Source organism: Actinomycetota bacterium, assembly GCA_014360655.1.
GTDB lineage: Bacteria > Actinomycetota > Geothermincolia > Geothermincolales > RBG-13-55-18 > JACIXC01.
On sequence record JACIXC010000002.1, the window covers coordinates 20,684 to 33,219 of the forward strand.

At 64.7% G+C, this 12,536-nt stretch carries 10 protein-coding genes; all 10 read left to right on the forward strand.

Features of this window, described 5'->3' with window-relative positions:
• Nucleotides 1-70 precede the first annotated feature (70 nt).
• The 10 genes from H5T73_01575 to H5T73_01620 all read left to right on the forward strand — a co-directional run bounded on the left by H5T73_01575 (nucleotide 71) and on the right by H5T73_01620 (nucleotide 12,399).
• Entirely contained in the window at nucleotides 71-736 is a 666-nt protein-coding gene (locus tag H5T73_01575; protein MBC7246454.1) for a methylenetetrahydrofolate reductase C-terminal domain-containing protein, read from the forward strand.
• A gap of 1 nt (nucleotide 737) precedes the next feature.
• A complete protein-coding gene (locus H5T73_01580) occupies nucleotides 738-1,667 on the forward strand; it encodes a methylenetetrahydrofolate reductase (GenBank protein ID MBC7246455.1) in 930 nt (309 codons plus the stop codon).
• A 159-nt stretch (nucleotides 1,668-1,826) separates the two neighbouring features.
• Nucleotides 1,827-2,861, forward strand: coding sequence for a methionine synthase (locus tag H5T73_01585; protein MBC7246456.1), 1,035 nt, complete (start codon nucleotides 1,827-1,829; stop codon nucleotides 2,859-2,861).
• Between the two features lie 19 nt (nucleotides 2,862-2,880).
• Nucleotides 2,881-3,789 (forward strand): lipoyl synthase, encoded by a 909-nt coding sequence (lipA, locus tag H5T73_01590; protein MBC7246457.1) that lies wholly within the window; start codon nucleotides 2,881-2,883, stop codon nucleotides 3,787-3,789.
• A 53-nt stretch (nucleotides 3,790-3,842) separates the two neighbouring features.
• On the forward strand, nucleotides 3,843-4,730 hold the full coding sequence (locus H5T73_01595) for a dihydropteroate synthase (protein ID MBC7246458.1): 888 nt from the start codon (nucleotides 3,843-3,845) through the stop codon (nucleotides 4,728-4,730).
• Between the two features lie 169 nt (nucleotides 4,731-4,899).
• Nucleotides 4,900-5,421, forward strand: coding sequence for an NADH-quinone oxidoreductase subunit NuoE (gene nuoE / locus H5T73_01600; protein ID MBC7246459.1), 522 nt, complete (start codon nucleotides 4,900-4,902; stop codon nucleotides 5,419-5,421).
• On the forward strand, nucleotides 5,418-7,202 hold the full coding sequence (nuoF, locus tag H5T73_01605; GenBank protein MBC7246460.1) for an NADH-quinone oxidoreductase subunit NuoF: 1,785 nt from the start codon (nucleotides 5,418-5,420) through the stop codon (nucleotides 7,200-7,202). The genes nuoE and nuoF overlap by 4 nt, the downstream gene beginning before the upstream one ends.
• Before the next feature lie 10 nt (nucleotides 7,203-7,212).
• Nucleotides 7,213-9,939: a formate dehydrogenase subunit alpha gene (fdhF, locus tag H5T73_01610; protein MBC7246461.1), complete on the forward strand. Its 2,727-nt coding sequence runs from the start codon at nucleotides 7,213-7,215 to the stop codon at nucleotides 9,937-9,939.
• Nucleotides 9,940-10,121: 182 nt separating this feature from the next.
• A complete protein-coding gene (locus H5T73_01615; GenBank protein ID MBC7246462.1) occupies nucleotides 10,122-11,636 on the forward strand; it encodes a long-chain fatty acid--CoA ligase in 1,515 nt (504 codons plus the stop codon).
• A 70-nt stretch (nucleotides 11,637-11,706) separates the two neighbouring features.
• Nucleotides 11,707-12,399, forward strand: coding sequence for a DedA family protein (locus H5T73_01620; protein ID MBC7246463.1), 693 nt, complete (start codon nucleotides 11,707-11,709; stop codon nucleotides 12,397-12,399).
• The last annotated feature ends 137 nt before the right edge of the window (nucleotides 12,400-12,536 follow it).

Sequence of the window (12,536 nt, forward strand, 5' to 3'; positions counted from 1 at the left end):
AGAAACGAGCACCGCGACTTGGATGGAAGGTACGCGGTAGAAGTCGAAGAACGGAGGAGGAACGCAAGAGATGATCATCACCACATCGAAGCCCTTTGAGGAGGTGCTCCAGGAGCTCGAGGGCGAGGAGAAGGTCTTCATCGTGGGCTGCGGCTCCTGCGCCACCACCTGCGAGACGGGAGGCGAGGAACAGGTCGCCGAGATGAAGGCCAAGCTGGAGGCCGAGGGCAAGACGGTCACCGGCACCGTGGTCTACGAGGAGGTATGCCACGAGCTGAACACCAAGCGCAAGTTCCGGGAGAACAAGGAGGCGGTGGAGGCCGCCGAGGGTTTCCTGGTCATGTGCTGCGGCGCCGGAGTGCAGTCGGTGCGCGAGGCCACCGAGAAGTCGGTGCACCCCGCCTGCAACACCGTCTTCCTGGGCAACATCCTGCGCCAGGGCCAGTTCACGGAGAAATGCTCCCTCTGCGGCGAATGCGTGCTGGAGGACTTCGGGGCCATCTGCCCCGTGACCCGCTGCCACAAGGGCATCCTCAACGGGCCCTGCGGGGGCACCGACGAGGGCAAGTGCGAGACCGACAAGGAGAAGGACTGCGGCTGGACCCTCATCTACAACCAGCTGGAGAAGCTGGGGAAGCTGGACCGCTTCCGCAAGATCTACGGCCTCAAGAACTGGCAGGCGAACATGAAGCCCGGCCGCGTGGTCTTCGAGAAGAAGGGCGGAGGGGGTGAGTGAGATGACCGTCCTCATCAAGGAGCACGTGAAGCCGGCCATCCAGGAGATCCTGGAAGCAGGGAAGTTCCTGGTCACCGGGGAGATCGGGCCCCCCAAGGGCACGGACATCGACGAGATGATCGAGCACATCCACCTGCTCAAGGACCGCGTGCATGCCATGAACATCACCGACAACCAGTCCTCGGTGATGCGCTACCCCTCGCTGGCCACGGCCATCCTCATCAAGGAGCTGGGGGGCGAGCCCAACCTGCAGGTGACCTGCCGGGACCGCAACCGCCTGGCCATCGAGGCCGACCTGCTATTCGCCTACACGCGCGGCATCCGCAGCGTGCTCTGCCTCACCGGGGATTCCATCCCCGTGGGGGACCACAAGGAGGCCAAGGCGGTCTTCGACTGCGAGTCGGTGCAGCTCCTTCAGATCATCCGCAACATGGAGGAGGGGCGCGACTCGGGCGGCAACGAGCTCAAGGGCGGCGTGTCCTTCTTCAAGGGAGCCATCGTCACCCCCGAGGCCATCCCCATCGAGCCCCAGATGCTCAAGTTCGAGAAGAAGATCGAGGCGGGAGCCCAGTGGTTCCAGACCCAGGCCGTGTACGACATGGACAACTTCAAGCGCTTCATGGAGAAGGCGCGCAAGATCAGCGACAAGGTGTACATATGCTGCGGCCTGGTGCTCCTTACCAGCCCCGGGCAGATCAAGTACATGAACGCCAACGTCCCCGGCGTCTTCGTGCCCGAGGACCTGGCCCGGGAGATGGAGGACGCTCCCAAGGAGGAGAGGCTCGCCACCGGCATCCGCATCATGGCCCGCCAGATACGCCAGTGCATCGACGAGAAGCTGTGCGACGGCGTGCACATCATGGCCATCGGCAAGGAGGACGTGGTTCCCCGCATCCTCGAGGAAGCCGAGGTGGACATCACCAAGATGTAGCGGGCTCGGGGTCGGAACCGGCGCTGCAGGCGAGCGACGGGACAACCACGTACCTCGAGCATACTCGCGGTAGGATTGCAGGATAAGGGGGGTCGGCGGGGTGAGGCACGGAGCCCTGCCGACCCTCGCAGGGCATGCGTCGAGCATGGGTGGTGTTGAATGGAGGACTGGGAGCCCGCCCTTACGGCGACCGCCATAGGCAGTCTTCCGCACACCGATGCGGAAAAGGCCTGCGCCATGACGTTGCAGCACCTTACCGAGGCCCCCGTCTGGCCGCAGCTACCGCGGCTCAGCTTCCGGGAGAACATGTACGCGCAGTACAGCGAGGGCCTGCCGGGAGTGGTGGTGGACGAGGAGAGGCGCAAGGTCTTCTGCGATACGGAGCGGGACCTCATCCCGGAGATGGAGGTGGTCTACCAGGCTTACCTGGACGGCGACATCTCCATGGCGCGCATCGGCGAGGAATACGCCTCGGGGCTGTACCGCATGGCGGAGCGGCTGGCGCAGGAGGAAAGGAGCTACCGCTTGCTGAAGGGGCAGGTGACGGGCCCGGTGAGCTTCGGGCTCACCGTGCTGGACGGGAAAAACCGGCCCATCCTCTATAACGACCAACTGGCGGAGGTCATGGTGAGGTTGCTCAACCTCAAAGCGCGCTGGATGGAGGGCTTCCTGCGCGGGACGGGCAGGGCGCGCGGGGTGCTCGTCTTCTTCGACGAGCCCTACCTGGTCTCCGTGGGCTCGGCGCTGGTGAGCGTGGACCGCGGGCGGGTGGTGGATTCCCTGCGCCTCTGCGGAGAGGGGCTCACCTGCCTGACGGGCGTGCACTGCTGCGGCAACACCGACTGGACGTATCTCTTCGAGGCGGGCGTGGATGTGGTGAGCTTCGACGCCTACGGGTACATGGACAGCATGGCCCTCTACCCGGAGGAGCTGTGCCGCTTCCTGGAAGGGGGAGGGGCGCTGGCCTGGGGCCTGGTGCCCAACGACGCCCGGGTGGACGAGGAGACGGCGGATTCCCTGGCGAGGCGTTTCGAGGAGGGCGTGGCCCTGCTCGCCTCGCGCGGAGTGGATGCCGACCTGCTGAGGGAAAGGGCGCTCCTCACCCCCTCGTGCGGACTCGAGGGGGTGAGCGAGGCGCAGGCGGAGAAGGCTTATCGCCTGACCTCGGAACTCTCGAGCCTGTTACGAGGATGAGGTCTTGCGCGGGAAGGCGATGACCGGGAAAGGCGGAAGAGGAACGGTGAAGACGACGACCGGGGCAGAGAGCCGCCACGAGACGCGTCTCCCCCGCTGGCTGCACCGCCCCATCCGGGCGGGAAGGGAGATGCGCGAGGTGGAGAGGACTTTGCGAGAGCGTGGACTCCACACCGTGTGCGAGAGCGCCAAGTGCCCCAATCGCATGGAATGTTTTTCCAGGCGCACCGCCACCTTCATGATCCTGGGGGACGTCTGCACCCGCAGGTGCGCCTTCTGCGGGGTGGGCAAGGGCGAGCCGCGGGCGGTGGACGGGGAGGAGCCGGCGCGGGTGGCGGCGGCGGCTGCATCGTTGGGGCTGCGACACGTGGTGGTGACCAGCGTGACCCGTGACGACCTCCCGGACGGAGGGGCATCCGTGTTCGCCGCCACCATAAGGGAGATACGCGCCCGCCTGCCGCAGTCCACGGTGGAGGTGCTGGTGCCGGATTTCCGTGGGGACGAGGAGGCGTTGCGGGAAGTCGTGGCGGAGAAGCCGAACGTCCTCAACCACAACCTGGAAACGGTTAAGGAGCTCTACGCACGGGTGAGGCCCGGTGCGGATTACCGGCGCTCCCTGCGCCTGCTGGAGGCGGCGAAGAAAATGGACGGGGATATGAAGACGAAGAGCGGCCTCATGGTGGGTTTGGGAGAAACGCGGAAGCAGCTGCAGGCAGCCTTCCGTGACCTCTCGGGGGTGGGCTGTGATATGCTCACCATCGGGCAGTACCTGCGCCCGGGCAGGGAGCAGCTGAAGGTGGAAAGGTTTCTCTCCCCGCAAGAGTTCGAGGAGCTGGGGGAGGAGGCCAGGAAGGCGGGCATCCCGCTGGTGGCCTCGGCACCCTTCGTGCGCAGCTCCTACCGGGCGAGGGAACTCCTGCTCGCATAGAAGGTGAAGGATAAGCAATCGAGACGACCGCAGGAAAAACGAAGGAGGAGGAAATGCTGATCATCGGGGAAAAGGTCAACGTGATGATGAAGAAGATCGGCCAGGCCATGAAGGAATACGACAAGAAGCCCATCCAGGAGATGGCGTTGCTCCAGGTGGAAGGCGGGGCCAACTGGCTGGACATCAACCTGGGGCCGGCGACCAAGGAGGGGCCAGAGCGCATGCGTTTCGTGGTCCAGGCGGTGCAGGAGGTGACCGACGTGCCCCTGGCCCTCGACACCATGAACATCGATGCCATGAAGGCGGGCCTGGAGGTCGTCGAGGGCAGGGAGGTCATGATCAACTCCATCTCCTCGCAGCCGGAACGCATCGAGAGGCTCATGCCCATGGCCGTGGAGCACAACGCCTGGGTGGTCGGGCTGGTGCTCAACGCGCAGGGGAACGTGCCCCGCGACGCCAACGAGAGGGTGGAGGTGGCCTACAACATCATCATGGCCGCCCAGGAGTACGGGATACCACTGGACAAGCTGCTCATCGACCCCATCGTGCTCCCCATCAGCGTGACCCAGGACCAGGTGCACGCCCTCATCGACGCCATGGACATGCTGCAGGGGGTCTTCGCGGAGTTCGATCCCCAGCCGGGCACGGTGGTGGGTCTCTCCAACGTCTCCAACAGCGTCCCCGACGAGTCGCTCTGCAGCCTGCTCAACCGCACCCTCCTGGCCGTGCTCATGGTCAAGGGACTGACGGCGGCCATCGTGGACCCCAACGACGAGGCCCTAATGGGCGTGGTCAACAAGAACGAGGAATACCAGATAGTGGAAAAGATAGTAAACGGGGAGCCCGTGGACGAGTCCGACCCCACGGCGATAAAGCTCCTCAAGACCTGGAGGGTGCTTACCGAGGAAACCCTTTACGCCCACTCCTACCTGGAGCTGTAAGGAAAGCCGGGCCTGGAGGGGGGCCGGACTCCGCTTCCGCCCTTCCATACCTGCGGGAAGCGGGGGTGCGGCGGGGGTGGTTGCCCGCCGGAACCCTTACATGCCTGCCGGCCCCTCGTAAGACCCGGGGAACGTGATTCAGGGCCTGCGGTCCCAAGGAGGTTGCAAGATGGAAGGCGATACCTGCAGTTGCGCCAAGCGCTTTGCCGATGTGGATGACCTCGGCCCCCTGCAGGAGATCCTGGCGCGCTACCGCGAGGAGAAGGGGGCGCTCATCCCCCTCCTGCAGGATGCGCAGGAGGCTTACGGTTACCTTGACGAGAAGATCATGCGCGCCCTGGCCAGGGGAGCCGGTTACCAGTTGAGCCAGCTCTACGGCGTGGCCACCTTCTATACCCAGTTCCGCCTGGAACCCATCGGGGAGCATCTCATCCGCGTCTGCCACGGAACCGCCTGCCACGTGGCGGGGGCGGAGCTCATCTCCGAGGAGATCAGCAACATCCTGGGGATCAGGGACGGCGAGACCACCCCGGACCGCAAGTTCACGGTGGAATCGGTGATGTGCGTCGGGGCCTGCTCCCTCTCGCCCATCATGATCGTGGACGAGGACACCCACGGGAAGCTGAAGCCGGCCAACGTGCGCAAGGTCCTCAAGAGGTACATGGGAGAGAAAGAGGAGAGGGAAGAATGAAGGGCAACGGGAGGACCAAGCTGGTGCTGGGGTACGGCACCTGCGGCATCGCCGCCGGGGCCACGGCGGTGAAGGAAGCCCTGGAGAGCGAGCTTGCCGGCGGGAAGTACGACATGGAGCTGGACATAGCCGGATGCATGGGTTTCTGCTTCCGGGAACCCATCGTGGAGGTCTTCTATCCCGGCGGGGAAGCGGTCGTCTACGGCGACCTCACCCCCAAGCGGGTGGGCCAGCTCCTGGAGGCGGTGGACTCCGGCGAGATCATGGAGGAGTGGGTGGTGCGCCGCAGCGACGACCCGACGGCGGGAGAGGGGGACTTCCTGGCCAACCAGCACCGCATCGTTCTGCGCAACTGCGGGAACATCAACCCGGAGAGCATCGACGAATATATCGCCATGGGCGGGTACGAGGCGGCCCGCAAGGCCCTGACCACCATGACCCCGGAGGAGGTCATAGACGAGGTGAGCAAGTCCGGCCTGCGGGGAAGGGGAGGGGCCGGTTTCCCCACGGGCACCAAGTGGGGATTCGCCCGCAAGGCGAAGGGAGACCAGAAATACCTGGTATGCAACGCGGACGAGGGTGACCCCGGGGCCTTCATGGACCGCAGCGTCCTGGAAGGCGACCCCCACGCGGTGATAGAGGGGATGATCATCGCCGGTTACGCCATCGGTGCCACCCAGGCCTACATCTACTGCCGGGCCGAGTACCCCCTGGCGCTGAAGCGGCTGGACATCGCCATCGCCGCCTGCCGCGAGAGGGGTTTTCTGGGGGAGAGGATCTTCGGCACGGACTGGGACTTCGACATCAGGATAAAGAAGGGCGCGGGCGCCTTCGTCTGCGGCGAGGAGACGGCGCTCATCGCCAGCATCGAGGGCAAGCGCGGCATGCCGCGGCCCCGTCCCCCCTTCCCCGCCAACGAGGGGCTGTGGGGCAAGCCGACCAACATCAACAACGTGGAGACCCTGGCCGCCGTCCCCTGGATCATCGCCAACGGGGGGGTTAAGTACGCCGAGCTGGGTACGGAGAAGAGCAAGGGGACCAAGGTCTTCTGCCTGGCGGGAAAGGTGCGCCGCAGCGGGCTGGCCGAGGTGCCCATGGGCTACACCCTGCGCCAGGTCATCTTCGACGTGGGAGGAGGCGTGCGCGAGGGCAAGGAGTTCAAGGCGGTGCAGTTGGGGGGTCCCTCGGGAGGGTGCCTCCCCGCAAGCCTCCTGGACACGCCGGTTGACTACGAGGCCATCACTGCCACCGGGGCCATCATGGGCTCGGGGGGTATGATCGTCGCCGATTCCTCCACCTGCATGGTGGACCTGGCCAGGTACTTCCTCTCCTTCACCCAGGCGGAGTCCTGCGGAAAGTGCGTCCCCTGCCGCCTGGGGACCAAGCGCATGCTGGAGATACTGACGCGCATCTGCGAGGGAAAGGGAGAGCCCGAGGACCTCGAGAAGCTGGAGATCCTCGCTGCGGACATCAAGGCCGCCAGCCTCTGCGCCCTGGGGGGCACCGCCCCCAACCCGGTTCTCACCACCCTCAAGTATTTCCGCAACGAGTACGAGGACCATATCTTGAACCACAGGTGCACCGCGGGCGTCTGCCCCGCCCTCATCACCGTGAAGATAAACGCGGAGATCTGCACGGGGTGCGGGGCCTGCGCCAAGGTCTGCCCCGTGGAGGCCATCTCGGGGGAGAAGAAGGAAGCCCATTCCATCGATCCCGAAGTATGCATAAGATGCAAGCTCTGCCTCAGCCGTTGCCCGGAAGAGGCCATCTACGCGGAATGAGGAGGATGGCATGGAGCAAGTACGATTGAACATCGACGGCGTGGAAGTGGTCACCACCTCCGACCGCACCATCCTGGAGGCGGCGCGTGAGGCGGGCATACGCATCCCCAGCCTCTGCTACGACCGGCGCATGGAGCCCTACGGGGCCTGCCGCGTGTGCATCGTGGAGGTGGAGGGAGCGAGGGGGCTGCTGCCATCGTGCGCCACAAGGGTCACCGACGGCATGGTGGTGCGCACGGATACGGAGGAGCTGCGGCGCATCAGGCGCACGGTCATCGAGCTCCTCCTCTCCGACCATCCCAAGGACTGCATGACCTGCGAGAGCGCAGGGAACTGCGAGCTGCAGGACCTGGCTTACGAGTACGGGATCAAGGAAACGCGCTTCGAGGGCGAGCAGCATCACTTCGAGCCCCTCACGGACAACCCCCTCATCGAGCGGGATTACGACAAGTGCGTGCTCTGCGGCAGGTGCATCCGCATCTGCCGCGAGGTCCAGGGGGTGGGGGTCTACGATTTCGTCAATCGGGGCTTCGAGGCCGTCCCGGGCACGCCCTACAACCGGCCCCTTACCGAGACTCCCTGCGAGTTCTGCGGACAGTGCGTCTCCACCTGTCCCACCGGCGCCATCATCTCCGTGCCCTCGAAGGGTAAGGGGAGGCCCTGGCAGGTGGAGAAGGTGAGGACCACCTGTCCCTACTGCGGGTGCGGTTGCCAGATAGACCTGCACGTGCGGGACGGCGAGGTGGTGGAGGCCTCCTCGCCCCTCCTGGTGGGACCGGGCGAGGGCAACCTCTGCGTGAAAGGCCGCTACGGGTATGCCTTCATCAACCACCCGGACCGCCTCACCACGCCATTGCTCAAGAAGGACGGGGAGTTCGTCCCCGTTACCTGGGAGGAGGCCCTGGGGATGGTGGCGGAGCGCATCTCGCAGGCCCTGGACGACAGGGGGCCGGACGGCGTGGCCTTCCTGAGCTCGGCGCGCTGCACCAACGAGGAAAATTACCTCATGCAGAAGCTGGCCCGCGCGGTGGTCGGCACCAACAACGTCGACCACTGCGCACGGTTATGACACAGCTCCACGGTCGCCGGTCTGGCGACGGCTTTCGGCAGCGGGGCCATGACCAACTCCATCGACGACCTGGAGAAGGCCTCCTGCATCCTGGTCATAGGTTCCAACACCACGGAGGGACATCCCATAATCGGCCTGCGCATCAAGCGGGCGGTGATGAAGAACGGTTGCAGGCTCATCGTGGCGGAGCCGCGCCACATCCGCCTCTGCTACTACGCCGACCAGTGGATAAGGCAGCGGCCGGGCACGGACGTAGCCCTCCTCAACGGGATGATGAACGTGATCCTCTCCGAGGGCCTGGCGGACGAGGAGTTCATCCGCGAGCGCACCGAGGGCTTCGAGGAGTTCAAGAAGGTGGTGGAGGGATACACCCCGGAGAGGGCGGCGGAGATATGCGGCGTGGAGGCGGAGGAGATCCGCCGCGCCGCGCGCACCTTCGCCACGGCGGAGGCGGCCGCCATCGTCTACGCCATGGGCATCACCCAGCACACCACCGGGGTGGACAACGTGCTAACCCTGGCCAACCTGGCCATGCTGACGGGCAACATCGGCAAGGAGGGCGCGGGCGTCAACCCGCTGCGCGGCCAGAACAACGTGCAGGGGGCCTGCGACATGGGCGCCCTGCCCAACGTCTTCACCGGCTACCAGCCGGTTTCCGATCCCCAGGCGAGGGAGAAGTTCGAGCGCGCCTGGGGGGTGGACTACCTCCCCGGCACGCCGGGGCTGACCCTCATGGAGATGATGGACGCCGCGCACCGCGGCGATCTGAAGGTGCTCTACATCATGGGAGAGAACCCCCTCATCTCCGACCCGGACATCTCCCACTTGAGGGAAGCGCTCGCAAGGGTGGATTTCCTGGTGGTGCAGGACATCTTCCTCACGGAGACGGCGTCCCTGGCCGACCTGGTGCTTCCCGCGGCGTCCTTCGCCGAGAAGGAGGGGACCTTCACCAACACCGACCGCCGCGTGCAGAGGGTGCGCAAGGCGCTGGAGCCTCCCGGGGAGGCGCGAGAGGATTCGTGGATCATCGCGCAGGTGGCCTCGCGCCTGGGCTACGACATGGGCGACGTTTCCGCGGCGAAGGTCATGGAGGAGATAGCCGCGCTCACCCCTTCCTATGCTGGGATATCCTACCAGCGACTGGAGGAGCTGGGCGAGCTGCGCTGGCCGTGCCCGTCTCACGACCACCCGGGCACGCCCATCTTGCATATGGAAAGATTTACCAGAGGAAAAGGGCTTTTCAGCGCGGTGGAATACAAGCCGCCGGCCGAGGAGCCGGACGATGAATATCCGCTGGTGCTCACCACGGGGCGCCTCCTCACCCATTACCACACGGGTTCCATGACGCGGCGCGTCAAGCCCCTCGACGAGCTGGTGCCGGAGAACCAGGTGTGGATAAACCCCGGGGACGCCGCCAGGCTGGGGGTGGCGAACGGCGAGGAGGTGGCCGTGCAGTCCAGGCGCGGAGCCATCAGGGTGAAGACCAGGATAACCGAGAAGGTTCCGGAGGGGGTCGTCTTCGTCCCCTTCCATTTCGGGGAGTCACCGGCCAACGCCCTGACCAACCCGGCTCTGGATCCCGTTGCGAAGATCCCGGAGTACAAGGTAGCGGCGGTGCGTATCGTGACCGGAGCCTCCATGAAGGAGCTCGATTACGTGAAAGCCTGAGGTCTGCGGCCACGGGACGGGAAAGGCCGCGGGATGATGCCGCAGACGTTGTTGCTGACCACCGCGGTATTCGATGATAGAATATTAGCGGACCGGGGCGGAAACGAGCAAAGGGAGAGATGTCGGAATACGAGGTTCCAGGAAGGGGCCCCAGGAGCAGGCAGAGACGGGAGAGATGAAATATGAATCTATACCAGAATCTCGTGACCACGACGGAGCGGAATCCCGATGCCACAGCCCTATATTTCGGGCATGAGACCATCTCCTACGGAGAGCTGTTGTCGCGAGTGAACAGGCTCGCCAACGCCCTGCGCGAGCTGGGGATAGACGAGAACTCCAAGGTGGCCGTCCTGCTCCGCAACGTGCCCGAGTTCGTCGTTTCCTACTATGCCGTACTGGGACTGGGCGCTGTGGTCGTTCCCCTCTGCTACATGTGCCTGGCGGAGGAGGTCGAGAAGATCGTCTGCGATTCTGCGGTGGAGACCCTGATCACCAATTTCGAGTTCGACGACATGGTGAGGGAGCTCCAGAATTCCATGTGCTCCCAGATAAGCCGCATCATCGTCAGCGAGGCCCCCGAGCTGGAGGGGGTCATCCAGTTCGAGAAGCTCCTGGAAGGAAGATCGGAGGACCTGAAGCCCGTGGAGCGCTCCGCGGACGACGTGGCGGCCATCCTCTATGCGCCCACCTCCTCCAAGGTGGTACGCGGGTGCATGCTCACCCACGGAAACCTGGACTGGAACGCGGAGGCGGTGCAGAAGATGGACGTCCTCACGTCGGAAGACGTGGTCATGGGAGTTCTCCCCTTCTTCGCCGCCTACGGGCAGAGTTGCGTGATGAACGCGTCCATCAAGGCGGGGTGCAGCATCGTCCTGCATGAGTCCTTCATTCCCGGCGAGGTGCTCAAGTCGCTGCAACACGAGCAGGTGACGGTCTTCTTCGGGGTGCCCACCATGTACGTGTACATCCTCAACCACCCACTCATCTACCAGTACGACCTGGGGTCGGTACGGCTGTGGGTGTGCGGGGGCGCGCCCTTCCCGCGCGAGGTCATGGAGCGCTGGAACAACGAGCTGGGGGCGCGCATCTACGAGGGCTACGGACTCACCGAGGCCGCCCCCGTGGTGACCATGCAGCCGCTTGACGGTCCGTACAAGATCGGGTCCATAGGAGTGCCCGTGGAAGGCGTGGAGGTGAAGGTTGTTGACGAGGAGGGCAGGGAGCTCTCCCGCGGCGAGGTGGGGGAACTTATCGTGCGCGGCCCCAACGTCATGAAGGGATACTACAACAAGCCCGAGGAGACGGAGAAGGTCCTCAGGGACGGATGGCTGCACACGGGCGACATGGTATACATGGACAACGACGGGTACCTCTTCATCGTGGGTCGCAAGAAGGACCTCATCATCAGGGGAGGCTTCAACATCTACCCCCGCGAGATAGAGGAGGTCCTGGTCTCCCATCCCCTCATCTCAGAGGCGGCGGTGGTGGGCGTTCCCAATAAATACCTGGGGGAAGAGGTAAAGGCCTACGTAAAACAGAAGCCGGGTTCCAACCTAACCGAGGAACAGGTACTCGAGTATTGCGAGGAGAGGCTGCCCTATTACAAGACCCCCAAGTTCGTGGTGTTCGTGAAGTCCTTCAAGAAGGACCCCTCGGGACAGATACTCAAGGACCTCATCGAGGACGAGTCCCAGTAGATGGAAGGCGGCTTTCCCGCACGCGTGGATCGCGCCGTTCACGGCAGGGCGGGGGTTTTCCACCTCTTTCATGTCCGTATCCCATGTAGAGGGTAGGAGGGCTTTGAGCGGCTCGCCGGTCGAAAGTATCCTGGATCTTATCAAGCCCCTTTTCTCCTCGTGGGGTTATCTCATCGTTTGCGCGGGCGTTTTTCTCGAGAGCATTTTCCTCACCGGTTGGGCTGCTCCCGGAACCGTGGTGATCCTCCTGGGCGGCTTCTACGCTGCCCACGGGGAGTTGAACGTCTTCCTGGTAGGTGCGGCCGCCTTCGCCGGCGCCCTGCTCGGCGACAATGTCGGTTATGCCGTGGGGCGCAGGTTGGGGAAGGGCATCATGGAGAGATACCGGAACCGCCGCCGGCTGAGGAGGGGGATGGAGACCTCCCAGCGATGGTTCTCGCGCTACGGCGGGGCGACGGTGCTCCTCGGGCGCATGGTATCGGGTCTCGACGCCTTCGTCCCTCTCACCGCCGGCGCGGGAGGGATGCCCTACCACAGGTACATGCTCTACGATCTGCCCGGCATAGCGATATGGGTGGGGATGATCGCCGCGCTGGGATACTTCTTCGGCGAGAGCTGGGAGACCATCGCCAGGGTCCTGGACTGGCTGGGGTGGGGCCTGCTGGTCGCTTTGGTTGCGCTGGCCGCCGCCCTGTGCCTGGTACGCCGTCGCAGGAGCAGGAGGACCGTGGCGGCGAAAGAAGGCGCGGAACCCGGGACATGACGTGGGGCGTGCCCCCCTGCTTTTGTCGCGGGCAGGCGGAGGGCTGCGTCTTAGACTGCGGCGGACGGGGGAAACGCCGCAGCGTGAGCAGGTGTCCCCGAGGAGGTTCTTTCAAGCACCCCACCCACACGGCCATT